We start from the raw sequence: 25,775 nt of genomic DNA, 5'->3' as shown, positions 1-25,775 counted from the left end.
TGGAGGCAGTTATCTATGCAAATTTCACAAAGAGCTAAAAATATACAACCATCTGCAACGCTTGCACTATCAACTAGAGCTAATGCAATGCGTGCTGAAGGAATTGATGTAATTAATTTAACGGTAGGAGAACCTGATTTCCAAACACCTAAGAATATAAGAGATGCTGCTATTGCTGCAATTAATAATGGGAAAGCAGATTCATATACTCCTGTATTAGGTATTAAGGAATTGAGAGAAAAAGTAGCAGAGGTTACTAACAAAGATTACAATACTAACTTTACGAGTGATAATGTTGCTGTTACAACTGGTGGGAAATTTGCTTTATATGCTATAGCACAATGCTTGCTAAATCAGGGAGATGAAGTGATTATTCCACTCCCATACTGGGTAAGTTATGGTGAGCAAATTAAATTATCGGATGGAAAACCTGTATTTGTTAAACCAAGTAAGGGACTAAAAGTAACAGCATCAGATTTAGAAAGTGCTAGAACAGACAAAACAGTAGCGATGATCTTAAATTCACCACAAAATCCATCCGGTTTAGTATATACAAAAGAAGAATTGGAAGAAATTGGAAATTGGGCTGTAAAGAATGACATAGTTATAATTTGTGATGACATGTATGGAAAGTTGGTTTATAATAGTACTCGGTTCGTATCATTAATGGATTTAAGCGATGATATTAGAAAACAGACAATTTTAGTAAGTGGATTATCTAAATCTTATGCGATGACAGGCTGGAGAGTTGGGTATGCGGTAGCTGATGCAGAGTTTATTAAAAAGATTGCTGCAGTAGCTGGACACTCTACAAGTAATTTGACAGCAGTTAGCCAATATGCAGCTTTAGAGGCTTTAAATGGTGATCAAAGTAGTGTGTCAACTATGCGAGAGGCTTATGAAGAAAGATTAAATAAGATCTATGAAGAACTTAAAGGAATTCCGGGATTTGTGTTTGATTCAAAACCTCAAGGAGCTTTCTATCTATTTCCTAATGTTGCTAAAGCGGCAGAGTTTGTAGGTTGTAGTAATGTCTCTGAATTTGCAGAATTTTTATTAGAGAAGGTACATGTTGCTGTGGTTCCAGGAGTTGCATTTGGAATGTCTGATTACATTAGAATAAGTTATGCTGCAAGTTTAGATGATCTTGAAGAAGCGGTAAAGCGCATTAAAATGTTTGTTGAAGAAAGAAAATAGGAGGTTATATTAGTGAAGACGATTAGTATTATTGATGCTAAACACCATGTTAACGAAAAAGTAAAAATAGGTGTATGGCTTACTAATAAACGTTCCAGTGGGAAAATTGCTTTTTTACAATTACGTGATGGATCAGCATATTTCCAAGGAGTAGTTGTGAAAAATGCTGTTAGTGAGGAAACATTTGCTCTTGCTAAGGAAGTAAAGCAAGAGACTAGTTTGTATGTTACAGGTGTCATTCATGAAGATAAACGTTCACATTTCGGATATGAAATCGAAATTGAAGAAATAGAAGTTGTTGGTGAAAGTAATGAATATCCTATTACACCCAAAGAACATGGTACAGACTTTTTGATGGACCATCGCCATTTATGGCTACGTTCTAAGAAACAATTTGCTATTATGCAAATTCGTAATGAAATGATTCGTGCAACTTATGAATTCTTCAACAAAGAAGGTTTCATTAAATTAGATGCACCTATTTTGACTGGTAGTGCACCAGAGGGAACAACTGAATTGTTCCATACAGAATATTTTGACAGAGATGCATATCTATCACAATCTGGACAGTTATATGAAGAAGCTGGAGCAATGGCTTATGGAAAAGTATTTTCATTTGGTCCTACTTTCCGTGCTGAAAAATCTAAGACACGTCGCCATTTGATTGAATTTTGGATGATTGAACCTGAAATGGCATTCATGCATCAAGAGGAAAGTCTAGAAATTCAAGAACGTTATGTTGCATATTTAGTACAAAGCGTTTTAGATAACTGTCAATATCCTCTACAAATCTTAGGTAGAGATACAGAAGTTCTTAAGAGATATACGGAATTACCATACCCACGTATTTCTTATGATGAAGCAATTGAATTATTGCAACAATCTGGTAAATTCCCAGATGTAAAATGGGGAGAAGATTTCGGTTCTCCTGAAGAAACATATTTAGCTGAACATTTTAGTAAACCAGTTTTTGTTATGAACTATCCAAAAGCCATTAAGCCATTCTACATGAAACCACATCCAACTCGTGATGATGTAGTAATTTGTGCTGATATGTTAGCACCTGAAGGATACGGTGAAATCATTGGTGGATCTGAACGTGCTACAGATCCAAAGTATTTAGAAGAACAAATTATTAAAGCTGGCCTAGATGTAAAGGATTATGAATGGTATTTAGACTTGCGTAGATATGGTAGTGTTCCACATTCTGGTTTTGGTTTAGGATTAGAACGTGCTGTAACTTGGATTACAGGTGAAGATCATATTCGTGAAGCAATTCCATTCCCAAGATTATTGAATAGGATTTATCCATAATTTATTTTGAAGAGGTCTGATGAATTTTCATCGGCCTTTTTAAATTGCTTTTTAATAGTAATATATGTTTAAATCAAGGTAGTGAATTAAGAAACGGGTGATAAAAAATTGGACAGTACATTAAGAGAGTTTCTACGTCAAGGAAATACGGTAATTTCAAACCTTGTATTGAAAAACTATAAGAAATTAGGAATGACTGATACGGAATTTATTTTGTACTTACAACTTAATAGTTATCTTCAAAAAGGGGAAACATTTCCTGAACTAGAAAATATAGCTAAAAGTTTGCAAATATCTGTTAATGATGTATATACACAATTACACAATTTAATAGAGAAAAAAATACTGAAGATTGAAACAATTGTAAATCAACAAGGACAAAAAACTGACAGTTATAGTTTTGATTTCTTATACCAAAAACTAGATTCATTGATAGATGAAGAAAAAAAAGAACTATTAAATGTATCGGCAGAAAAAGATAGACAAAAAATATTTAATGCTTTCCAAGTAGAATTTGGTAGGGATTTATCTCCAATAGAATTAGAAATGATAAATGATTGGATAGAAGAAGATAAATATAAAACAGACCTAATATTACTTGCTTTGAGGGAAGCTGTTTTAAGTCAGGCATATAATTTAAAATATATTGACAGGATTTTACTCAGTTGGGAAAAACAAGGAATTAGATCTAAGGTAGATGTAGAAAATTTAAAGAAAGCTAGAGAAAAAAGGAAAGAAAACATTAATACAATAAGCGACAATAATAAAAATAAAGAGAACAAACCTAAAATACCATTGACAAAGTGGTTGGATTAAGTGGGGGAGATTATATGTTAGATAGTAAAGAAACACAATATGCGCTACAAGAAATGGGAAAAATGTTTCCAAATGCGACAACTTCATTAATAGCTGATAGTGATTATCATTTTTTATTAGCTGTTATCTTGAGTGCACAAACCACAGATAAAGCGGTAAACAAAATCACCCCAGCATTGTTTGATAGGTACAAATATCCGATAGATATGGCTAAGGCTGATCCAAAAGAAGTTGCTAAATATATTAAGACTATCGGTCTTTATAAAAATAAAGCCAAATATTTAGTAGAATGCTCGAAAATGCTAGTGGAGAATTTTAATTCTGTTGTGCCTAAAACACATAAGGAGTTGATGTCCTTATCTGGTGTTGGAAGAAAGACGGCGGATGTTGTATTAGCTGAGAGATTTGGTGTTCCTGCTTTTGCAGTTGACACACATGTACATAGAATTTCTAAGCGTTTAGCAATAGTTCCAGAAGATGCTACAGTTAGGGAGACTGAAAGAATATTAATGTCAAAGGTTCCTAAAGAAGATTGGATAAAATCTCATCATCGAATGATTTTCTGGGGACGCTATCAATGTATGGCGAGAGCCCCTAAATGTGAAACTTGTCCATTATTGGAAATCTGTCAAGAAGGGCAAAAAAGGATAAAATAATATTAGAAAACATGATATAATCAATCTAATGAGTTTAATGAACGAGGTGACTTATATGAGTAAAGATACTGCTATTTTTGCAGGTGGATGTTTCTGGTGTATGGTAGAGCCGTTTGATAAGATGCCGGGGATTATTAGTGTTCGTTCAGGATATACAGGGGGCTTTGTTGAAAATCCAACTTATGAGCAAGTATGTTCTCATACAACAGGTCATACAGAAGCTGTAAAAATAGTTTTTGATCCTGAAATCATTTCCTATGCAGAATTAGTGAATATCTATTGGCGCCAAACAGATCCGACTGATGCAATGGGGCAATTTCAAGATAGAGGGGATAGTTATCGCCCTGTAATTTTTGTTCATGATGAAGAGCAACGTAAAATTGCTGAAGAATCAAAGAAAGCCTTAGCTGAAAGTGGAGAATTTGATAAGCCAATCGTAACACAAATTGAAAATGCTAAACCCTTCTATGAGGCAGAAGAATATCATCAGGATTTCTACAAGAAAAATCCGGAAAGATATGCTTTAGAAGAAATGGGCGGTAGGGAACAATTTCGTAATCAGCATTGGAATTAATAAAAAGAGAGGAATTATAGATTATGGATGAGTTGCAAAAGGTGTGGAAGAGACACCAGTATTTTGCAAAAGCATCAATGGCTTTTATTTATGGTATTTTGGTATCAATTGCATTAAATTTCTTTTGGGATCCTGGTAAGATTTATTCTTCAGGTATTACGGGGTTAGCTCAGTTGATTTCTACATTAACTGCTTCAAGTGGAATTCATTTGTCGACAGCTCTAATGTTATTTGTGTTGAACTTACCTTTGTTTATATTAGCATGGTTCCAAATTAGCCATAAATTTACAATTTTTACAATTTTGGCAGTTGTTTTTTCTAGTATTATGATGAAAGTTATTCAGCCAGTTACTTTGACCAATGATCCCATTATTTGTGCAATTTTTGGTGCTGCTATTAATGGCTTTGGAACAGGATTAGCATTAAAAAATGGTATTTCAACTGGTGGATTAGATATTATTAGTTTAACTGTGCGTAAACGTACTGGAAAATCAGTTGGTACAGTAAACTTGGTTTTTAATATGTTTATAATTATAGCTGCTGGTTTCGTTTTTGGTTGGCCACATGCCTTTTATTCAGCTTTGGGAATTTTTATTAATGCTCAAGTAATGGATATGGTTTATACTCGTCAACAAAAAATGCAAGTGATGATAGTTACTAATAAACCAGATCTTGTAGTTAAGACTATTCAACATCATATGAGAAGAGGAATTACAATTATTCATGATGCTGAGGGGGCATATCAGCATGATAGAAAGACAGTATTATTAACTGTAATTTCTCGTTATGAAATGTTTGACTTAAAAGAAGCCATGCGTGAGTCAGATCCTAAGGCATTTGTCAGCATTGCTGAAAATGTACATATATTAGGAAGATTTTATGAACCAAGTATGTAAAAAAGAGGAGTAGGGATGGTTTCCATTTCCTACTCTTTTTAGTAGATATTAAGATTGAGGTAGGTTATGTATGAATAACATAATTGTTTCTATGTATAATAAGAGTCAAAACGAAGCTGGCCCCAAGGCAAAGATAGACGTTGAAAATTTTTTAAAAATTTATAATTTTAAGATACAAGACTTCTATTTTTATGGTGGAAGACGTGCAGAGTTAGTTAGTTATAGACAGAGTTTATTTGATATACCCTTTATATTAAAAGGAAGATATGAGAATGCTATTTTTCAGTATCCAGCACTTAATGAGCGTACTAATAAGGCGATAATGAGGAATTTAAAGAAAAATTCTCAAAAGGTATACATCTTAATCCATGATTTAGAGTCATTACGATTTAAAAATGGTGGAAATAATTTTGAGCTGGATTTGTTAAATATGTCTGATGGTGTAATTGCTCATAACAAAAAAATGATTGATTGGCTAAGAAATAATGGAGTAGAGGTACCAATTGTTGATTTAGAAATTTTTGATTATGATAATAATATTCCTCTACAAGAAAATAATATTTTTGATAAAAGTGTTTGTTATGCAGGTAATTTGAATAAAGCTGCATTTCTAAAAGAATATGAGCCAGATTTTAAATTGACATTATTTGGGCCTAACTTTTCTCCAGCTTTAATAAGTAAACATATTGAATATAGAGGATCATTACCACCTGATGAATTAGCTAAAGAATTGCTAACTCAAAGTTTTGGCTTGATATGGGATGGAGACAGCAGTAAAGAATGTAGTGGTGTATATGGTGAATATCTTAAATATAATAATCCACATAAAACTTCTTTATATTTAAGTTCAGGTATGCCTATCATTATATGGCGAGAGGCAGCATTAGCTGAATTTGTTGATAGAAATAAATTGGGTATAGTAGTTGATAATTTATCACAAATTAAACCAATTTTAGATAAAATGACTAGAGAAGAATATCAAGAGATTAAATCCAATACTATAAAGATAGCTCATAAACTTCGATCGGGATTCTATATAAAGAAAGCTATTACAGAATTAGGGGTGATAGATCAATGATACCTAAAGTTATTCACTATTGTTGGTTTGGCGGAAATCCTCTGCCCAAAGAACTTCAAGATTATATTGATACATGGAAAGAAAAATGTCCTGATTACGAAATAAAATGTTGGAATGAAAGTAATTATGATTATACAAAAAATGAGTATATGAAACAAGCTTTCGAAAAAGGTAAGTGGGGGTTTGTGTCTGATTATGTCGGATATGATGTAGTATACAAATATGGTGGAATATATTTAGATACAGATGTGGAAGTTATTAAGAACTTTGACGATTTATTGGAAAATAAAATATTTATGGGTATTGAAAGTAATGAGAATGGATATTTTATCAATCCAGGTTTAGCATTTGGAGCTGAAAAAAATAATAATGATATCGGTAACCTACTTCATGAATACGATAAAATAAAGTTTATTAATGAGGATGGGAGTCTTAATTTGATTTCTATTCCAATATATGCGACAAACTATTTTTTAAAAAAAGGGTTCAAGAAGAAAAATGAATTTCAAAAATTGGATAACGGTATTTCAATTTATCCAATGGAATATTTTTCACCAATGAATTTTTTGACAGGAAAGATAGCTACAACTGATAATACGCATAGCATCCACCATTATAGTGCATCATGGCAGTCTAAAACTAATTTAAAACATATTGAAATAATTAGGAAGAATAATGCTATATTTGGTGAAAAATTAGGGAGATATGTAAATTTAGTGTTCAGAATATTTTGGGCGATTTCTAGAAGAATTAAAAAAGTTATAAGGAGAAAAAATGACGAAAATTAGTATAATTGTGCCAATTTATAATGTAGAAAAATATTTAAAAAGATCCTTAGATAGCTTAGTGAATCAAACACTAGAAGATATAGAAATTATTTTAGTAAATGATGGAAGTACTGATAATTCTCATAAAATTGCTGAAGATTATAAAGAAAATTATTCTAATGTATTATTAGTTACTAAAGAAAATGGTGGGTTGTCTGATGCAAGAAACTTTGGTTTACAGTATGCATCAGGAGAGTATATTGCTTTTATTGACTCCGATGATTACGTTGAAAGTCAAATGTTTGAGAGAATGTATAATTTATCGGAAAATGGTCGAAAGAAAATTATTGAAAGTAATTTTCTTTGGGAATTCCCAGATAAAAAAGTAAAAGATGTAGTGAAAAAATATAATTCATTAAATGAATACTTAGTAAAAGGTAGAGTAGTGGCTTGGAATAAAATTTATAAAAAGTCATGGCTAGATACATTGGATTTTAAATTTCCAGTTGGACGATTATATGAGGATCAGGACTTCTTTTTCAAGATGGTTGCTAATTTACAAAATATAGAGGAAATAGCTGTAGATGATCATATAGGAGTTCATTATGTACAAAGAAGTAATTCGATTTCTTATAATGAATCTACAAGAATTAGAGATATTTTTTGGATATACAATGATATAATTAAATATTATCGGGTACATAAAGTAACATGTTATAAAGATGAGATGGAATATAGATTCACTAGGAATTTACTGGGAAATGTATTGATTAGAAAAGTTTTAAAGCAAAAAGATAGGAAATTAAAAAGAGAATTATTATCTGAAATAAAAAGTTATATTGATACAAATTTTCCAAATTGGAAAAGAAATAAATATCTCAGTGAAAGAAGTAAACAAAATCTATATTTAAAAATGGTAAATTCAATAACATATAAGTTATTCTATTTATATTAGAAGGGATGTTAATTTATGAATAGAAAGAGTCTATTTGAAGAAGGAACATTTTGGGTTGCAATAATTTCGTTCGTATGTGCCTTTTTCTGTTTATTTGTAGGAGTTTTTGAAGCTTTTATAACAGCAATATTTTGGGCAGTTTTTGGAATTTTTACGTTGAATTATGCAATTTTAAAGAATAGAAGAAGAAATAGGAGGTAGCGATGTTTAAAGATTTAATTAAACAATTTAACTTTTGGGTATCTATTTTTTGTTTTATTTTATCATTTTTCAATCTTTTTATTTTTGAAAGAAAATATCTTTTACTAACGATTTTGATTCTTATTATTGGTGTGGTAGATATGTTTAATGCGGTTATGACAGTAAGAGTGAATAAGAAAGATAAGTAAGAAGGAACCTTGTAATTATTGGAAATCAAAAATTACAAGGTTCTTTTTGATATACAAAAAAAGCATAATATCGATAATACATCGGAATTATGCTTTAGATTGCTTAATCTTCACTATCAAGACTTTCAATAATAAGGGTTGCTGTTTCTTCAATAGACTTAGTTGCTACATTAATTTGTAAGCATCCTAATTCTTTATATAGATTAGTTGCAAATTCTAATTCTTGATTAATATTATCCATATTTGAATAAACAGTATCTGGATCTAGACCATAAGAAATCATGCGTTGACGTCTAATATTGTTTAAAACTTCAGGATTATTAGTCAAACCGAAGATACGTTTTTTATCAACTTGATAAATTTCTTTAGGAATTTGAGTTTTAGGAACTAATGGAAGATTGGCAACCTTATATCCTTGGTTAGCAAGATATAGTGATAAAGGTGTTTTAGATGTTCTGGAAACACCTAAAAGTACAATATCTGCTTTAAGGAAACCAGATGGATCTTTACCATCATCATAGGTAACTGCAAATTCAAGAGCTTCAATACGCTTGAAATAGTCTGGATTGAGTTTGTGCTTTAATCCAGCTGCATTTAAAGGCTTTTCTCCAGTTATCTCGGCTAAAGTTTGGACCACACCAGTTAGAGCATCAATAACATGCAAGTTATTTTCTTTACCAAAATTATTAACATAGTCAGATAATTCAGGATTAACAAAAGTATGTAAAATAATGGCATTTTCTCTTTTTGCCTTATTCAAAATACCTTGAAGTAAGGAAATAGTTTTTGTTAGTGGAAAACGGCGAATGTTAAATTTACTATTAGGAAATTGAACGGTACCTGCAGTAATTAAACTAAGACCAGTTTCGCCAACTGAATCAGAGATAACAAAAATATTAGTAATAGAATCAGACATATTATCACTCCTATAAAAGCGTTTTACATGTAATTAATTATACATTTAAATAGATATTATTTCCATATGGAATGAAGAATTAATGTATTATTAGCTAAGTAAAGAATAATATGTCAAGAAATTACAAATTATTTATTGATATATTATTGACACTAGATAAAGCATTAGTTACAATAGAAAAGAACTGTTGAAATATGTACTTTTGCTATTTAAGACGGTTACATTTAAGCTCGGAGGGAGGGAAACACACATGTCAAAAACAGTCGTTCGTAAAAACGAATCTCTTGATGACGCTCTTCGTCGCTTCAAACGTTCCGTTTCAAAAACAGGTACTTTGCAAGAATATCGGAAACGCGAATTCTACGAGAAGCCAAGTGTAAAGCGTAAGAAGAAATCCGAAGCAGCTCGTAAACGTAAAAACAAGCGTCGTTTCTAATTTAGGAGGCTTGATGTAGTGAGCTTATTAGAGTCATTGCAAAAAGATATGATTGCAGCTATGAAAGCAAAAGATAAGGTCAAACTTGGCACTATCCGTATGTTAAAAGCTGCAGTTGTGAACGAGCAAATTGAGGTTGGACATGACTTATCTTCAGATGAAGAAATAGCTGTGTTATCTCGAGAGTTAAAGCAACGTAAGGATTCTCTTGAAGAATTTAAGAATGCTGGCCGTGATGAAGCTGTTCAAAATCTTAAGAATGAAATAAAGGTTGTTGAAAGCTATTTACCAGAGCAACTTAGTGAAGATGAAGTGAAGACCATTGTTCAAGAAACGATTGACCAAGTTGGAGCAACGTCCAAAGCTGATTTTGGTAAAGTCATGGGAGCAGTAATGCCAAAACTCAAAGGAAAGGCTGACGGAAAGTTAGTCAATGCAACCGTAAAAGAATTATTAAATTAATAATTACTCGATTTACTACCACATTATTATTTGTGGTAGTTTTTTTATGTTTTTATAATATGATATAATGAAAGCGATATATAAAGGGGAGGACTGTTTACAATGAAAAAATACATAAAAAATAAATTATATGCTCATAGAGTAAGGGTTAAAAAATTATGGGCAGTTTGTTTAATTTTAATAGGAATTAATAATGTTATAGTTGGTATAGGTAAATATTTTAAAGCTGATTCTGATAGAAAATAAAATATTTTGTAGATCATTAATTGAATTATACATGCATATAAAAATGACAAGATTTAATTTGAAAAATCTTGTCATTTTTAGTTATTCGGTTGTACTATAAGATTTTTGGCGATAATAATTTAATGATGTAAGATCTTCTAATCTTAATTGCTGAATAAGTTGTGTATCGCTTAAATTTTGATTATTTAGAATAAAATAACATACGGCATTTTGATATAGTTCACGAGGAGATAACTTGATATCGATACTCTTTTGGTCCTTCTTTAAATATTTGTGTAATCCAGGTAAAGTTAATTGGGGTGAAACAATATCCAATCTCTTTTTCAAAAAGATATCGTGAGTATGTTGTCGTTGCTGAAGGTTTATAATCTCCTCATTAAATAAATTGATAAATTCATACTCAAAATCTGTAAATTCTATCTGATTTAGTTCCTGATAAAAGTCTCTTTGTAAAATCTCTTTTATTGTATAGAAATGTGATATCAATAAGAGAGTCATACGAGTATAAAGGCTCAGATTATCATCAACTAAATATTCAGCTAACTTTTCAGTCCAAGCTAGATCAGTAGCTTTATTTACAGTACGTTTTCTTCCTTTAATAGATAGAGTAGGCAAAACAGGTGATAAATTATTAATAAATAAAAATTTAAAGTAGGTATTAATATGGGTAAGCATCTTATTATAAGTAGTATTTTTAATATTATTAGTTATTGATAAGGTGTTTAAATACTCTTTAATATCATTGCTAGAAATTGATGAAACTTTTAGTGAATCACGGTAATTTGGATTATTTTGTCTAAGATAATTAAAGAAACGTGTGATATCACGAGTTAAATCAGCAATGGTATTTTCTTCTAGAAAACGTTCATTACGCAAATACAAGATAAATCTCTTTTCATAAGGAAAACTCAAAAATTTATCCTCCCTTTTTAATGTACTTCAATAGTGAACGACTTGGGGTATTAAAACTAAATCCGTCGCCCATTGCCTCAGAAACTTCAAAAATAGAGACAAATGCCTCACTATCATGATGATTGATGTATCCTTTTAATGTATTTAGTTCATTAGGACTAACGACACAGTATAATGCTTTTCGTTCTTGTCCAGAAAAAGCACCTTCAATTTTAAGATAGCTGACACCACGTTCCATTTTCTGAATTATATCATTAGCAATCTCTGTTGGATGATTAGTTATAATAATAACCCCTCGTGCAGCATAGGCACCTTCTTGAATGAAGTTAACAACTTGGGCAAAAACATATGAACCAAGTAAAGTGTACATCATTTGGCGTAAGTCTAGATAACTTAAAGAACAAGTTAAAACGATAACATCTAAGGCAAGTAATGTTTTTCCCATAACAATGCCACGTTTCTTTTCAAAAATACGTGCAACTATATCGGTACCACCAGTAGTTCCTCCAAAACGATAAACTAATCCAGAACCAGTACCACCAATTAAACCAGCTAAAACACCAGCAAGGAACAAGTCGTGATGAATATTGATATTAATAGGAATCCTTTGCCAAAGCCAAGTCCAAATTGATAACATGGTAGTTCCGTAGATAGTATATATTAAAGCTTTCTTTCCTAGATAACGATAACCAATCCAAATTAAAGGAATGTTAAGTAAAATAATTGAATATGCAGGATCGATATGTAGCCAATATCTAATAATTAAGGTAATACCTGTTGCTCCACCTTCGGCAAGGTTATTGGCAATATTTACAGTAACTAAGCCAAAAGCGTATAAAGAACAACCGATAGTAATAAAAATTAAATCTTTAAGACTAATTTTTTCATTTTGATAAGTCATTAATTATTCACCCCTTATATAAGTTCACTTTTTTATAGATAGTATTTATAGTTCTATACTATCATGAATTTCAAAGATATAATATTATTTATAACTATTAGATAGTCGGTATTTTAATAAATACGATGAGTATTGTATAATTGATATTAATATAATGCATGGGAGGACTTTTTTATGATAAATGTTTTAGTTGCTGGATTCAAAGGAAGTATGGGAAATAAAACAATCCATATGGTAGCAAACAATGATAAATTTAAGCTTGCAGGTGTTTATAATCCCGTAGTTACTGAAAAGAATGTTAATGAAGTTGCTGAATTTGCAGACTTGGATGTGCCTGTATATACAGATTATGAACAAATCCCAGTTAATGATATTGATGTATGGATAGATTTTACAATTCCAAGTGCTGTTTATCAAAATGTTAAGTTCGCACTAGAAAATAAAATTTCAGTTGTTGTGGGTACAACTGGACTTAAGGATGAACAAATTGTTGAATTAAAAGAAATTGCTGCAAAGAACGGTATTGGTGGATTGATTGCACCTAACTTTGGTATTTCAGCGGTTTTATTAATGCAATTTGCAAAACAAGCTGCAAAATATATGCCTGATGTAGAAATTATTGAAATGCACCATGATAATAAGTTGGATGCACCAAGTGGTACTGCTATTAATACTGCAAAATTAATTGCTGAAGTTCGTGAAGAACATCAACAAGGTAATCCAGAAGAAACTGAAAGTTTAGATGGAGCTAGAGGTGCTAATTATGAAGGAATGCATATTCATTCTGTTAGATTACCTGGATATGTAGCTCATGAACAAGTTCTCTTTGGTAGCAAGGGAGAAGCTTTAACAATTAGACAAGATTCATTTGATAGAGAATCATTTATGACAGGTGTAGCTTTAGCTGTAGAAAAAATTGGTGATTATAATGAATTGATGGTAGGTTTGGAGAACTTATTATGATTGTAGAAAATATACCAGATGAGTTTAAAAAAGCATTACCTATTTTAGAGAAAATTAGAGAAGCTGGATTTGAAGCATACTTTGTTGGTGGTAGTGTTCGTGATACTTTACTTGGTCTACCAATTCATGATGTTGATATTGCTTCAAGTGCCTATCCTGAGGAGATTAAACAAATATTTAGTAAGACTGTTGATACAGGTGTAGAACATGGTACGGTGATGGTTTTAGACCACGGTACTGGATATGAAATTACTACTTTTCGAACAGAATCAACTTATCAAGACTATCGAAGACCTGATAAGGTTGAGTTTGTGCGCTCTTTAGAAGAAGATTTAAAACGAAGAGATTTAACAATCAATGCTCTTGCGATGGATGATAAGGGTAAAATCATAGACTTATTCGATGGATTGAAAGATTTGAAAAATGGCATTATAAGAGCCGTTGGAAATCCTGAAGAACGATTCCATGAAGATGCATTACGTATGATGCGTGCCGTCAGATTTGGTAGTCAATTAGATTTTAAAGTAGAACTAGATACCTTCAATGCTATTAAGAAAAATTCCCATTTACTTGAAAAAATTGCAATTGAAAGAATTCATGTAGAATGGGTTAAACTTCTCTTGGGTAAAAACCCTAAACAAGGATTACAAGAATTTTTAGATACAGAATTATATAAATATTGTCCATTATTTGCAGATAAATATGCTGAATTAAAGTCTATATTAGAATTTTCAGACTTTAAATTAAATACAGAGGAAGAATGTTGGACATTATTATCTGATGCTTTTAAGTTAAAAGATACTGATATAAGCAACTTATTACGTTCTTGGAAGAGCTCCAATAACATTATTAAATATGTTATTGCGGCTAGTTTATGTGTCCAAAAAATAAGAGATAATAAGTTAGATATTGAGACATATTATCAAAATGGATTAGAAATCCTTTTAACAGCTAACCAAATTGCAAAGATACGAGGATTCGGCATGGATGATAGTGAGCTCAAAATTAATTATGACAAATTACCGATTAAATCTAGAAAAGAAATGAAAGTTAATGGTAAGGATCTTGTGCAAGAGGCAGGGATCAAACCTGGAAAAATAATGGGTGAAATTTTAAATAAACTTGAAAAAGAAATAGTTTTTGGAAATATTATTAATGACAAAGAGATATTAATAGAAAATGCAAAGAAACTATTAGAAGAGAAAGTGTGAGTAGTTTGCAAACTTTACGTGTAGAAAGTTTAACCAAGACATATGGCGAAAAAACGCTATTCAAGGATTTAAACTTTTTAATAAATGAACATGATAGAATTGGCTTAATTGGAACAAATGGTTCTGGAAAAACAACACTATTGAATGTATTAACTGGAATTGATTCAGCAGATTCTGGAAATTTAATAAAACCAAATGATTATCGCATAAGTTACTTAAAACAAGCACCTGAATTTCCACAAAACAGTACAATTATGGAAGCTATTTTTACTGGAGCAGCTCCTGTATTTCAAACAATTAGAGATTATGAAGAAGCTCTAACTGAATATGGAGCACATCCAGATGATAAAAAAGCTGAACAACGTTACATTAAAGCTGAAGAAAAAATGAATCAAGAAGATGCATGGACAGCTGATAGTGAAGTTAAGACAATTCTAACTCAATTACACATAGAGGATTTAACGCAAAAAATAGAAGAGTTATCTGGTGGACAAAGGAAGCGTGTAGGATTAGCTCAAGTATTGATTCAAGCGCCTGATTTGTTGATACTAGACGAACCAACTAATCATTTGGATTTTGATTCTATTGAATGGTTAGAACAATATCTTGCTAACTATAAAGGAGCATTATTAGTAGTTACACATGATAGATATTTCTTAGATCAGATAGCTACTGAAATAATGGAATTGTCATTTGGTAGTTTATATTCATATACTGGAAACTATCAAGATTTTGTTAGACAAAAAGCTGAACGAGTTGAAAGAGAACTTGTTCAAGAACATAAACAACAACAATTATATAAAAAAGAATTAGCTTGGATGAGAACAGGTGCTAAAGCACGTACTACTAAGCAACAAGCTAGAATTAATAAATTTAATGAATTAAAAAGCAATTTAAATAAAGTCCAAGTTGACGAAAATGTTGATATTAATTTAGGACAACAAAGACTGGGAAAGAAAGTATTAGAATTAAAAGATGCAAGTTTAACAATTGGAAATCATAAAATAATTGAAGATTTCAATTTGTTAATCCAAGCTGGAGACAGAATCGGTATTACAGGCGTTAATGGTGCTGGGAAATCTAGTTTTTTAAATGCTTTATCAGGTGAATTGCCATTAGATTCAGGTATTTTGACAATCGGTGAAACTGTAAAGATGGCTTATTATCGACAACAGACAGAAGAGATCCCTGAAGATAAAAGAATTATTAGTTATTTAAACGAAGTTGGTCAAAATATTGTAAATAAAGATGGTGAGCGAATTAGCACAACTCAATTATTGGAACAATTTCTATTTCCAAGATTTATGCATGGAACGTTGATTCGAAAACTTTCTGGCGGTGAAAAGAGACGCTTATATCTTTTGAAATTACTGATGTCTCAACCTAATGTTTTATTATTGGATGAACCAACTAACGATTTAGATATAGGAACATTAACAGTTTTGGAAGATTATTTAGATAACTTTAACGGAACTGTTATCACCGTATCACATGACAGATATTTTCTTGATAAGGTAGCTGATTCATTATATATCTTTGAAGGAAATGCAAAAATCAAGCATTATGTCGGAATGTTTACAGATTATCTGAAAAATGCCGAGAATGAGGCAGTTAAGACTAAAAAACAAGTATCTGCAACAAAAATAGAAAAGACAGATAGTGCAGAAGACAAAGTTAAGAAGAAAACTAAGTTAACTTACGCTGAAAAGATGGAATATGAAAAATTAGAATCAGAAATCGACAAGCTTGAAAATGATAAAACAAGTTTAGAAGAAGAGATGCAACATGTTGATGGAGCTGATTATACTAAATTAGCAAGTTTACAGCAACAAATTGATGAATTAGATGAAGACATTATGGAAAAAGTTCAACGTTGGGACGAACTTAGTCAGTATGTTGATTAATAGGAAGGAGAACACCGATGTCTATAGTAGAAGAACCGTATTTACAGTTAATTCGTGATATTTTAGAAAAAGGTCATGAAAAGAGCGATAGAACTGGAACAGGGACAAAGAGTCTCTTTGGTTATCAAATGAGATTTAATTTAGCAGAAGGTTTCCCATTATTAACGACTAAAAAAGTTCCATTCGGCTTAATAAAGAGTGAATTGTTATGGTTTTTAAGAGGAGATACTAACATTAGATTCTTATTGGAACATAATAATCATATTTGGGATGAATGGGCATTTAAGAATTGGGTTCAAAGTGATGAATATCATGGACCAGATATGACTAATTTTGGTTTAAGAGCCCAAGAGGATGATAACTTTAATAAGGTTTATCAAGATGAAAAGAAAAAGTTCTGTCAGAAAATTGTTGAAGATCAAGAATTTGCTAATAAATTTGGCAATTTGGGAGATGTATACGGTGCACAATGGCGTCATTGGCAAACAAGAAATGGTGAAACTATAGATCAAATAAAAGATGTTATTGAGACTATTAAAAATAATCCAGACTCACGTCGCATGATTGTAACAGCATGGAATCCAGAAGATATCCCATTAAGTGCTTTACCACCTTGTCATACATTGTTCCAATTTTATGTAAATGATGGGAAACTAAGTTGTCAATTATATCAACGTTCTGCAGATGTATTTTTAGGTGTACCTTTTAATATAGCAAGTTATGCATTGTTGACACATATGATTGCTAGAGAAACTGGACTTGAAGTAGGAGAATTTGTGCATACTCTTGGTGACGCACATATTTATTTAAATCATTTAGATCAGGTTAATGAACAGTTGGAAAGAAGCCCTTATGATGCACCAAAATTGTGGTTAAATCCAGAAAAGAAAAATATTATGGATTTTGAAATGAAAGATATTAAAGTAAAGAATTATCGTTCACATTCGGCGATTAAAGCGCCAGTTGCTGTTTAGTCTGTGAGGTGTGCATTATGATTTCATTTGTATGGGCAGAAGATCAAAAACATCAAATAGGATATAAGGGACATTTACCTTGGAGACTTCCAGCTGATTTGGCACATTTTAAAGAAGTAACAATGGGACATCCAATGGTAATGGGAAAGAAAACTTTCGATAGTTTTCCTGGTCTATTGCCAGGACGTCAACATATAGTATTAACCCATGATACTAACTTAAAAGAAAAGTATAAAGATAATCCCCAAGTAGAAATTATGAATTCTATTGATGAATTAACTTCTTGGTTAGATAAAAATCAACTTCAAGAAGTTAGTGTTATTGGTGGAGCGATGTTATTTAACTTACTTCTTAATAAAGTAGATAAATTATATAAGACTGAAATACTAAGTGAGTTTAATGGCGATACGGTCATGCCTGCTATTAATTATGATGAATTTAAACTTATTTCAAAAAAAATCGGTAAGGTAGATGAAAAAAACAAGTACCCTTATATATTTTTGGAATATGAAAGAAAATAATTTCTAATAAAAATAATGAAAGATGAGTAAGACAATTTTGTAGTACTCATCTTTTTTACATTTTTAAGGCTTAAATGTTGACTTCAAGTTAACTTGAAGTTTTATTATAGATATGTAAGTTCATATAGGGTTGATATTAAAAACTCTAAATTTTTAAGAGAAGGATGTGCTAAATATGCAAAAATTATCAAGTTTAACATCGCCATTAGTTCTAGCGAATGTGTTGAAATTCCAGGACTAGGCTATGGTACTTACCAAACTCCACCTGAAGATACATACAAAGTAGTATCAGAAGCATTATCAATCGGTTATCGCCACATTGACACAGCTGCATTATATGGCAATGAAAGTGGTGTAGGTAAGGCTGTTAAAGATAGTGGGTTGAAGCGTGAAGAAGTATTTATTACTAGTAAGTTATGGAATACTGAACGTGGATACGACAAAGCAATTGCTTCCTTTAATAAGACTTTAGAAAATCTTGAGACAGATTATTTAGATTTATTCCTAATTCATTGGCCAGCTAATGAAAAGCAATTTGGGGATGAAGCTAATAAAATTAATTTAGATACATGGCGTACTTTTGAAGACCTCTACAAAGAAGGTAAAATCAGAGCAATTGGTGTATCTAATTTCATGCCAAATCATTTGGAATATTTATTAGAAAATGCAGAAATTAAGCCAATGGTTAACCAAATTGAAGTTCATCCTGGTTGGCCACAAACAGAAGCAATTCGTTATTGCCAAAGACATGATATTTTAGTTGAAGCTTGGGCTCCATTGGGTGAAGCAGCAGCTTTAAGTAATGAAGTTTTACAAAGAATTGCTAAAAAATACGATCATACAACTGCACAAGTATGCTTACGTTGGGGAATTCAACAAGGAATATTGCCATTACCAAAATCTGTTCATAAGAATAGAATTGAAGAAAACACACATATTTTTGATTTTGAATTAACAGATGATGAAATGGATGTTATTGGTTCACTTCGTAATCTTGGTGGACAATGCAAAGTTCCAGATCAAGTGGATTTTTAATATAAAAACGGAAGAAAAAATATATCGAATCGGTGAAATTGCTGAGATGTTTGATCTTAGTAAATCAACTATTCGTTTTTATGAAGAAATTGGATTATTTCCTAATTTAAAACGTTCTCCAGGTGGACTACGACTTTTTTCTCAAGAGGAAATTAACTGCATTGAAGATGTTGAATGTTTAAAGAAAACAGGAATGTCTTTAAAGGATATTGCAGCATATGTAAGTTGGAAACAAGAAGGAGATTCCAGTCTTCTAGCAAGATTAAATCTCATTAGAAATCAAAGACTTACTTTAGAACAAAATATTCGTAATCTTGAAAAAGAATTGACAAAGTTAACACACAAACAATGGTATTATGAACAAGCTGTTGCAGCTGGAACAGAATCTATTTTTAATGGGGATTGCGAATATGAGTATTATCGTGCTCATCCTGATGAACAACAAACTGAAAGTGAGGGGTAATAAATGAGACAAATTGCTTTAGGTAATGGTGAAATTACTGCTTCCCAAGTTGCACTTGGAATTATGCGTATGGGTAAGAAGAGTATAGAAGATGCTACAACTGTTCTAAAAACTGTCTATGACCAAGGAGTAAATTTCTTTGATTCTGCTGATATATATACAGATGGTGAATCAGAATTAGTTTTTGGTAAAGCTTTAAAAAATGCAGGTATACCACGTGATAAAGTCTATATTCAATCTAAAGCTGGAATTGTATTAGATCATGCACGAACAACTGCTAATGGATTGGTATTTGGACAAAGATATGATTTTTCTAAAGAACATTTATTACAAGCTGTAGATGGAATTTTAGAAAGAATTGGTGTAGATTATTTGGATACATTCTTGTTACATCGTCCTGATCCATTAATGGAACCAGATGAAGTAGCGGAAGTATTTAATACTTTATTGAGAAACGGAAAAGTTAGAAATTTTGGTGTATCTAATTTTAACGCTAGTCAAATAGATGTGTTACAACAAGCTGTTGGACAAAAATTAATCATCAATCAAGTTCAATTAAGTTTGAAGCATACACCTTTAATTGATAGTGGAATTTTTGTAAATAGACTTGAAGATGAAGCTGTTGATAGAGAAAGTGGAATGCTTGAATATTCTAGAAAAAATAATATTACTCTGCAAGCATGGTCCCCATATCAATATGGAATGTTTGAAGGTGTATTTATTGATAATCCTAAGTTCCCAGAATTAAATGCAATGATGGATGAAATTGCTAAGAAGTATGGGGTTACTAAAAATGCGATTGCGACAGCTTGGATTACTAGATTGCCACATAATGTTCAAGTTATTTTAGGTTCAATGAATCCACAACATTTAGAAGAAAGTATTGCTGGTGCTGATATTCGTCTAACACGACAAGAATGGTATGATTTATATCTTGCAGCAGGACACAAATTACCTTAAAAAATATTGAATTAAGTAAAAAAATAGGCGTCAATAAGATAATATATCAATAAAAGATATACATCTTGTTGGCGCTTTTTGTTTAAAAAATTAATAGTGTTATTAACCATGAAGTAGTAGCAAAAGTAAATAAGATTGTTTCTAAAAGTTTGGTATATTCAAATTGGCGTATAATAATAATCACATTAAATGAGATTAGAACTATTATGGATAGTATAGCTGATAAAGTACTAATTCTCAGATTAAGTAAAGAAAGTAAACTATATATAAAAAATAATATATTAGTAACTGAAAAAAGTATTTTTTGTTGATGATAACATAAACAAGTAAATAGAACATTAAATACTAGTAGAGCTAAGCTTAATCCAAACCCAATCCAACCAAGAACAGATAGGTGGAATCCAATAAATACAGCTATGTAAATAGTAGTTGTATATAAATAGAGTAAGCATGATGAAATTATATCCATAACTTTGGCAGCCCCGGTTAATTTAAGAGATATACTAACAATTTCAAATGATGAGTAAATAAAAAGTGTAGCTAATATGAGAGCTAAAGATGTAATCATCGCATAATTAGTAGTTCGAGAGAACTTAATTAGAGTGATGATTAGTAATAACATTGAAGAAATTAAGGATAATCCTAAAAGAATAGAGCTACTAATTATAGTAATTAAGGGATGTTTATTATTAAAATTTTGCATTAGTATCACCTATAAAATTTTGTTATAATTTACGATGTATGTATCTTTTATTGTAACATAGATATTTTAGTTTCTAGAGGTAATCAAAATGAATTATAAAAAAATAGTATTGTTGTGGTCATTGGTTGCAATTTTAATCGGAGCTATTACTTTAACTACTATTAATAGTAAGAAAAATATAAGCAAAAGTAATGAAGTTCAGCTAAAGAGGACTAGAAAAAATGTTAAGGCTGTAAAAGTTTCTAAAATTAAACTTGTAGGATTGGGAGATTCTTTAACGTACGGAGTTGGAGATCAAACTAATAAGGGTGGATATGTACATCTTATTAAAGAAAAAATAGAAAAGAAAGAATCTATAAAAGTAGTTACCAAAAATTATGGCAAAACCGGAGATAGAAGTGATCAAATATTAGCAAGACTTTTAACGAAGAAGAATATCCAAAAAGACATCAAAAACGCTGATGTGATTACAATGACAGTTGGTGGTAATGATCTAATGCAGGTTATGGAGAAAAATTTTTCTTCAATGGCAGATGATAAGATGCAACCAGTTGTAGAAAAATCAGCAAAGAATTATCAAAGTAATTTACAGAATTTAATAGGGAAAGTTAGAAGTTTAAACAAGAAAGCACCAATATTTTTGTTTAGTGTATATAATCCATTTTACGTATATTTTCCTAATATTACGCAGATGCAAGATTATACTAATAAATGGAACAAAATTGCTAGACAAGTTACATTGGAAGAAAACAAAGTATATTTTATTGATATAAATAGACAACTTTCAATGGGGCAATATGTAAATTTACCTAAAGAAGATTTGGTGAAAAAATCAGAAACAGATTTAGATAAAAAATCAGGTAAACAATTAGAAAATATTTTATCAAATACAAAAGAAAAGAATGACTATTTATCTGAAGATGATCATTTTCATCCTAATTTAAAAGGATATAAGTATATGACAAATAAGTTATTTGATGAAATGAATAGACATAAAAATACATGGTTGGTGAAATAATAGAATGGAAGAGAAAAAGGTAAATTATTGGAAATGGGCTTTTTTTGTATTAGTGGGAATTTTATTTATAAGTGGTTGTTATCTCGCAACAAAAATAACTTCACAAACAAAAGAGCAAACTAATATAGCTAAAGTTTCAGATAAGAATTCTAAGCAAAAGTATACAAGTGTTGATGTTACATTGGATAAGAAACAAGCTAATGCGACAATCAATTATTATCTACGGAAAAATCAGAAAAAAGGTAAGATTAAATATCGTTTTTTGGTAGATAAATCTGCAATTATGATGGGAACAACTAAGATTTTAGGGAAAAATGTGTCATTTACATTATATACAAAACCTACCTTAGATAAGAATGGGAATATTTTATTAAAAGTTAAATCAGTGGCCATTGGTTCATTAAACGCTCCAGCTGGATTTATATTGAAATATGTGAAAAATAATTACGACCTAGGGAAAGTGGCAATTATTGATCCAAAAGCAAAAACTATAACTTTGGATTTAAATCAATTAACTAAGAAACAAGATGTTTTAGTTAAGGGTACTAAGTTAGATTTAGTAAATGATGAATTTAAATTTAATGTAAAAGTTCCATTGAAATGAGAGGTGTTTTTATGAGTAAGAGACAAAGTTTTTATCAATTCCTAATGACTGAAAGAAATCCAGATAGTACAGATGAAATTGCACAATTTGCTAATAATGCATTTTATGATCAAAGCTTTCCAAAACAAGCAGATGACTATGATTCATTATCGCAATATTTAGAATTGAATGGAACATATTTACCAAGTATGGTGATTTTTGACAATGCTTGGACCAAGTATGAAGAATTTATGAGTTAGAGAAAAAGTATGTTAATATGAATTAGACTAGTATTTTAATGAAAGGACATGATATATAATGGCGATTATACAATGGTTTCCTGGACATATGGCGAAAGCTTTACGTCAGGTAAAAGAAAACTTAAAATCTGTAGATATCGTACTTGAATTGGTAGATGCACGACTACCAGAATCATCGCGTAATCCACAATTAGCTGAAGTTTTACAAGATAAACCTAGTATTATTGTATTAACTAAAATGGATTTAGCTGATCCTGCTGAAACAAAAAGATGGATTAACTATTATGAAAGTATGGGACAACCTGCAATAGCTGTTAATAGTAACAGTGGTAATTTGAAGATAATTGAAAAGAAGATTAAGGAAATTCTTGCAGATAAGCTTCAAAGCAGAAAAGAAAAGGGAATTCAAAACCAAAAATTACGCGCGATGTGTATTGGAATTCCTAATGTTGGCAAGTCAACTTTATTAAATCACCTAGTAAAAAAGAATGTTGCACAAACTGGTAATCGTCCAGGAGTTACTAAGGCTCAACAATGGCTTAAAGCTGGAAAAGATTTGCAATTATTAGATACACCAGGAATATTATGGCCTAAATTTGAGGATCCTTTAGTAGGGAAAAAATTAGCATTAACTGGTGCAATAAAAGATACATTATATGCAAAAGATGATGTTGCTTTATATGCGGTAGAACATTTTATCCATACAAATCCAGATGCACTTGCTCAAAGATATAGATTAACACAATCAGAATTAGAAGATACAACTGTTGAGACTTTATTAGCTATTACAAGAAACATGGGATTTAAAGAAGACTATGATAGAGCTAGTGAAAGATTAATTTTTGAAATTCGTAAAGGTAAATTGGGCAGATATACTTTGGACAAGCCGCTAGTAGATGCTAGTCCAGAAAATTAGAGGAAGTAAATGGAAAAGTTAACAATAGCTCAAATAAAAAAGATGCTAACTGAAGAAATCTCAAGTGAGCAATTAGCAGAATTGAAGTTAGATGAGCGTAAAGGTGTGCAATTAGCAATTAAATCTTATGAAAAAAGATTAAAGAAAATTGAAAATGAAAAATTAGAATTTCAAAATAGATTGAAAATTGAGCGTGATTTATGGGATAAGGGTATCGAATATATCGCTGGTGTGGATGAAGTTGGTCGAGGTCCGTTGGCAGGTCCCGTTGTAACTGCAGCGGTTATTTTGCCACATGATTTTGATGTTTTTGAAGTTAACGATTCAAAGCAATTAAGTGAAAAAAAGCGAGAAGAATTATATAAAAAAATATTAGAAAAGGCAGTTGCTGTAAGTGTAGGCTTATCTGATAATAATTTAATTGATGAAGTAAATATCTATGAAGCTACACGTTTAGCAATGAAACAAGCGATAGAAAGTTTAAACATTACACCACAAAAGATAATTGTTGATGCAATGACAATTGATACAAAGATTCCCCAATTACGGTTAATAAAGGGCGATGCTAAAAGTGCATCTGTTGCTGCCGCAAGCATTGTTGCTAAAGTTACCAGAGATCATTTGATGCAATTTTACGCACGTATTTATCCAGGATATGGTTTTGAAAAAAATGATGGTTATGGAACTAAGCAACATTTGGAAGGCCTTGAAAATAAAGGAGTTACTCCAATTCACAGACAAAGTTTTGAACCAGTCAAAAAAATCTTATTAAAATAATACAAAGAAAACCTTATTTCTACGTATCTTATTAGATAGATTGCAGTAGAAATGAGGTTTTTTTATGGAATTAAGAGATTTTTTAATAAGAGCACATATTTGTAGTCAATACTATGGTGGTTCGGTAAAAAACGTTGCATATTTTATGAACGAAATACAAAAATTACCTACAGAAGAAGAATTTATCAAGTTATTGAAACTTAGTGAAAAGAAAATTGGAAAGTATATGGCTTATTTTCTTAGTGATGGTTTAACTAAAGAAGTAGAAGAAAATAAAAATTATGGTGGAATATGTACAATTTTTGATGAAGATTATCCCGTTTTATTAAAAGAAATATACAATCCACCATTAGTATTTTTTTATAATGGAAATTTTTCACTTTTAAATGCTCCTACGTTAGCGATTGTTGGGGCAAGAAAGCATTCGCCATATGCGAAAGAAGTATTAAAGAAATTGCTACCAGATATTTTAGATGAAGGTATTGCAACAGTTAGCGGTTTAGCGAAGGGAATAGATAGTTTGGCACATAAGATAACATTATCAGAGAAAGGAAAAACGATAGGTGTCATTGGAACGGGACTAGACAGGACATATCCACGTGAAAATTTTGAGTTACAAGCCAATATGGAAAAAGAAGGGATAGTTTTAAGTGAATATGCATTGGGGCAAAAGCCCTTACGTTTTCATTTTCCAGCTCGAAATAGGATAATTTCAGGTTTATGTCAATCATTACTAGTTGTTGAAGCTAGGAGACAAAGTGGTAGCTTAATAACTGCTAATATGGCACTACAAGAAAATCGGAATATTTTAGCAGTTCCGGGAAATATTAATTCAATATTATCAGAAGGATGTAATGAGTTAATTTTGGAAGGAGCTAAACCAATTTTAAGGGCAGAAGATATTTTAGAGGAATTTAAAATATAGCTAAGATATGGTTTCTGAAATAATTCCGCTTGCATAATTTGAATATC

31 protein-coding genes are annotated in these 25,775 nt (G+C 31.0%); 28 read left to right on the top strand and 3 right to left on the bottom strand.

The window, feature by feature from the left end; translation table 11 throughout:
• The first annotated feature begins 15 nt into the window (after positions 1-15).
• The 11 genes from OZJ21_RS06475 (at position 16) to OZJ21_RS06425 (ending at position 8,642) form a co-directional block, all read left to right on the top strand.
• Positions 16-1,197 carry a pyridoxal phosphate-dependent aminotransferase gene (locus tag OZJ21_RS06475; RefSeq protein ID WP_268857585.1) on the top strand — a complete coding sequence of 394 codons (1,182 nt, stop codon included), beginning with the start codon at positions 16-18 and terminating at the stop codon, positions 1,195-1,197.
• Between the two features lie 12 nt (positions 1,198-1,209).
• Complete coding sequence (gene asnS, locus OZJ21_RS06470; protein ID WP_003700078.1) at positions 1,210-2,511, top strand: asparagine--tRNA ligase; 1,302 nt, start codon at positions 1,210-1,212, stop codon at positions 2,509-2,511.
• Positions 2,512-2,619: 108 nt separating this feature from the next.
• Positions 2,620-3,327: a DnaD domain protein gene (locus tag OZJ21_RS06465; protein WP_003710003.1), complete on the top strand. Its 708-nt coding sequence runs from the start codon at positions 2,620-2,622 to the stop codon at positions 3,325-3,327.
• 14 nt (positions 3,328-3,341) lie between these two features.
• Positions 3,342-3,983 carry an endonuclease III gene (gene nth / locus OZJ21_RS06460; protein WP_003703792.1) on the top strand — a complete coding sequence of 214 codons (642 nt, stop codon included), beginning with the start codon at positions 3,342-3,344 and terminating at the stop codon, positions 3,981-3,983.
• Between the two features lie 55 nt (positions 3,984-4,038).
• Positions 4,039-4,557, top strand: a complete 519-nt coding sequence (msrA, locus tag OZJ21_RS06455) for a peptide-methionine (S)-S-oxide reductase MsrA (RefSeq protein WP_003703770.1) — start codon at positions 4,039-4,041, stop codon at positions 4,555-4,557.
• 23 nt (positions 4,558-4,580) lie between these two features.
• Positions 4,581-5,453, top strand: coding sequence for a YitT family protein (locus tag OZJ21_RS06450; protein ID WP_003710005.1), 873 nt, complete (start codon positions 4,581-4,583; stop codon positions 5,451-5,453).
• 70 nt (positions 5,454-5,523) lie between these two features.
• Positions 5,524-6,531, top strand: coding sequence for a sugar transferase (locus tag OZJ21_RS06445; RefSeq protein ID WP_268857584.1), 1,008 nt, complete (start codon positions 5,524-5,526; stop codon positions 6,529-6,531).
• On the top strand, positions 6,528-7,319 hold the full coding sequence (locus OZJ21_RS06440; RefSeq protein ID WP_003700084.1) for a glycosyltransferase family 32 protein: 792 nt from the start codon (positions 6,528-6,530) through the stop codon (positions 7,317-7,319). The genes OZJ21_RS06445 and OZJ21_RS06440 overlap by 4 nt, the downstream gene beginning before the upstream one ends.
• The gene (locus OZJ21_RS06435) at positions 7,306-8,253 is read left to right on the top strand and encodes a glycosyltransferase family 2 protein (protein ID WP_113896159.1); all 948 of its coding nucleotides are present in this window, start codon (positions 7,306-7,308) and stop codon (positions 8,251-8,253) included. Before OZJ21_RS06440 ends, OZJ21_RS06435 begins: the two co-directional genes overlap by 14 nt.
• Before the next feature lie 15 nt (positions 8,254-8,268).
• Positions 8,269-8,454 (top strand): hypothetical protein, encoded by a 186-nt coding sequence (locus tag OZJ21_RS06430; RefSeq protein ID WP_003700086.1) that lies wholly within the window; start codon positions 8,269-8,271, stop codon positions 8,452-8,454.
• A 2-nt stretch (positions 8,455-8,456) separates the two neighbouring features.
• Complete coding sequence (locus tag OZJ21_RS06425; protein ID WP_003703786.1) at positions 8,457-8,642, top strand: hypothetical protein; 186 nt, start codon at positions 8,457-8,459, stop codon at positions 8,640-8,642.
• Between the two features lie 103 nt (positions 8,643-8,745).
• Here OZJ21_RS06425 and OZJ21_RS06420 read toward each other — a convergent pair whose 3' ends face one another.
• Positions 8,746-9,558: a pyruvate, water dikinase regulatory protein gene (locus tag OZJ21_RS06420; RefSeq protein WP_268857583.1), complete on the bottom strand. Its 813-nt coding sequence runs from the start codon at positions 9,556-9,558 to the stop codon at positions 8,746-8,748.
• 250 nt (positions 9,559-9,808) lie between these two features.
• Between OZJ21_RS06420 and rpsU the strand changes: the two genes are divergently transcribed.
• The 3 genes from rpsU to OZJ21_RS06405 all read left to right on the top strand — a co-directional run bounded on the left by rpsU (position 9,809) and on the right by OZJ21_RS06405 (position 10,702).
• The gene (rpsU, locus tag OZJ21_RS06415; RefSeq protein WP_003694124.1) at positions 9,809-9,994 is read left to right on the top strand and encodes a 30S ribosomal protein S21; all 186 of its coding nucleotides are present in this window, start codon (positions 9,809-9,811) and stop codon (positions 9,992-9,994) included.
• An 18-nt stretch (positions 9,995-10,012) separates the two neighbouring features.
• The gene (locus OZJ21_RS06410; protein ID WP_003706153.1) at positions 10,013-10,456 is read left to right on the top strand and encodes a GatB/YqeY domain-containing protein; all 444 of its coding nucleotides are present in this window, start codon (positions 10,013-10,015) and stop codon (positions 10,454-10,456) included.
• Between the two features lie 102 nt (positions 10,457-10,558).
• The gene (locus OZJ21_RS06405; RefSeq protein ID WP_003706155.1) at positions 10,559-10,702 is read left to right on the top strand and encodes a hypothetical protein; all 144 of its coding nucleotides are present in this window, start codon (positions 10,559-10,561) and stop codon (positions 10,700-10,702) included.
• A gap of 81 nt (positions 10,703-10,783) precedes the next feature.
• Here OZJ21_RS06405 and OZJ21_RS06400 read toward each other — a convergent pair whose 3' ends face one another.
• Entirely contained in the window at positions 10,784-11,614 is an 831-nt protein-coding gene (locus tag OZJ21_RS06400) for a site-specific integrase (protein WP_003700091.1), read from the bottom strand.
• Between the two features lie 4 nt (positions 11,615-11,618).
• Positions 11,619-12,515 carry a YitT family protein gene (locus tag OZJ21_RS06395; protein WP_003706156.1) on the bottom strand — a complete coding sequence of 299 codons (897 nt, stop codon included), beginning with the start codon at positions 12,513-12,515 and terminating at the stop codon, positions 11,619-11,621.
• 174 nt (positions 12,516-12,689) lie between these two features.
• Between OZJ21_RS06395 and dapB the strand changes: the two genes are divergently transcribed.
• From dapB to dprA, 14 genes are all read left to right on the top strand, one after another.
• Entirely contained in the window at positions 12,690-13,478 is a 789-nt protein-coding gene (gene dapB, locus OZJ21_RS06390) for a 4-hydroxy-tetrahydrodipicolinate reductase (RefSeq protein ID WP_003700093.1), read from the top strand.
• A complete protein-coding gene (locus OZJ21_RS06385) occupies positions 13,475-14,689 on the top strand; it encodes a CCA tRNA nucleotidyltransferase (RefSeq protein WP_003706158.1) in 1,215 nt (404 codons plus the stop codon). The genes dapB and OZJ21_RS06385 overlap by 4 nt, the downstream gene beginning before the upstream one ends.
• Before the next feature lie 5 nt (positions 14,690-14,694).
• Positions 14,695-16,593 (top strand): ABC-F family ATP-binding cassette domain-containing protein, encoded by a 1,899-nt coding sequence (locus OZJ21_RS06380; RefSeq protein ID WP_328284336.1) that lies wholly within the window; start codon positions 14,695-14,697, stop codon positions 16,591-16,593.
• 17 nt (positions 16,594-16,610) lie between these two features.
• Positions 16,611-17,567 (top strand): thymidylate synthase, encoded by a 957-nt coding sequence (locus OZJ21_RS06375; RefSeq protein ID WP_101897644.1) that lies wholly within the window; start codon positions 16,611-16,613, stop codon positions 17,565-17,567.
• Positions 17,568-17,584: 17 nt separating this feature from the next.
• Entirely contained in the window at positions 17,585-18,088 is a 504-nt protein-coding gene (locus tag OZJ21_RS06370) for a dihydrofolate reductase (protein ID WP_047035553.1), read from the top strand.
• 183 nt (positions 18,089-18,271) lie between these two features.
• Positions 18,272-19,123, top strand: coding sequence for an aldo/keto reductase (locus OZJ21_RS06365; RefSeq protein WP_268857653.1), 852 nt, complete (start codon positions 18,272-18,274; stop codon positions 19,121-19,123).
• Positions 19,086-19,586 carry a MerR family transcriptional regulator gene (locus OZJ21_RS06360; protein WP_268857652.1) on the top strand — a complete coding sequence of 167 codons (501 nt, stop codon included), beginning with the start codon at positions 19,086-19,088 and terminating at the stop codon, positions 19,584-19,586. Before OZJ21_RS06365 ends, OZJ21_RS06360 begins: the two co-directional genes overlap by 38 nt.
• 3 nt (positions 19,587-19,589) lie before the next feature.
• A complete protein-coding gene (locus OZJ21_RS06355) occupies positions 19,590-20,546 on the top strand; it encodes an aldo/keto reductase (RefSeq protein WP_268857581.1) in 957 nt (318 codons plus the stop codon).
• A gap of 791 nt (positions 20,547-21,337) precedes the next feature.
• Positions 21,338-22,267: an SGNH/GDSL hydrolase family protein gene (locus OZJ21_RS06350; protein ID WP_268857580.1), complete on the top strand. Its 930-nt coding sequence runs from the start codon at positions 21,338-21,340 to the stop codon at positions 22,265-22,267.
• Positions 22,268-22,271: 4 nt separating this feature from the next.
• On the top strand, positions 22,272-22,871 hold the full coding sequence (locus OZJ21_RS06345) for a YpmS family protein (RefSeq protein WP_268857579.1): 600 nt from the start codon (positions 22,272-22,274) through the stop codon (positions 22,869-22,871).
• 11 nt (positions 22,872-22,882) lie between these two features.
• Positions 22,883-23,110: a YozE family protein gene (locus OZJ21_RS06340; RefSeq protein WP_003703777.1), complete on the top strand. Its 228-nt coding sequence runs from the start codon at positions 22,883-22,885 to the stop codon at positions 23,108-23,110.
• A gap of 58 nt (positions 23,111-23,168) precedes the next feature.
• The gene (gene ylqF, locus OZJ21_RS06335; protein WP_268857578.1) at positions 23,169-24,026 is read left to right on the top strand and encodes a ribosome biogenesis GTPase YlqF; all 858 of its coding nucleotides are present in this window, start codon (positions 23,169-23,171) and stop codon (positions 24,024-24,026) included.
• Positions 24,027-24,035: 9 nt separating this feature from the next.
• Positions 24,036-24,803 (top strand): ribonuclease HII, encoded by a 768-nt coding sequence (locus OZJ21_RS06330; protein WP_003707884.1) that lies wholly within the window; start codon positions 24,036-24,038, stop codon positions 24,801-24,803.
• Between the two features lie 64 nt (positions 24,804-24,867).
• Positions 24,868-25,728 carry a DNA-processing protein DprA gene (gene dprA, locus OZJ21_RS06325; protein ID WP_223688908.1) on the top strand — a complete coding sequence of 287 codons (861 nt, stop codon included), beginning with the start codon at positions 24,868-24,870 and terminating at the stop codon, positions 25,726-25,728.
• Positions 25,729-25,775: the final 47 nt, after the last annotated feature.

The organism is Ligilactobacillus sp. UO.C109 (assembly GCF_026847815.1).
Taxonomy (GTDB): domain Bacteria; phylum Bacillota; class Bacilli; order Lactobacillales; family Lactobacillaceae; genus Ligilactobacillus; species Ligilactobacillus salivarius.
The sequence above is the reverse complement of the archived record's forward strand: the minus strand, read 5'-3'. Positions and strand labels throughout refer to the sequence as shown.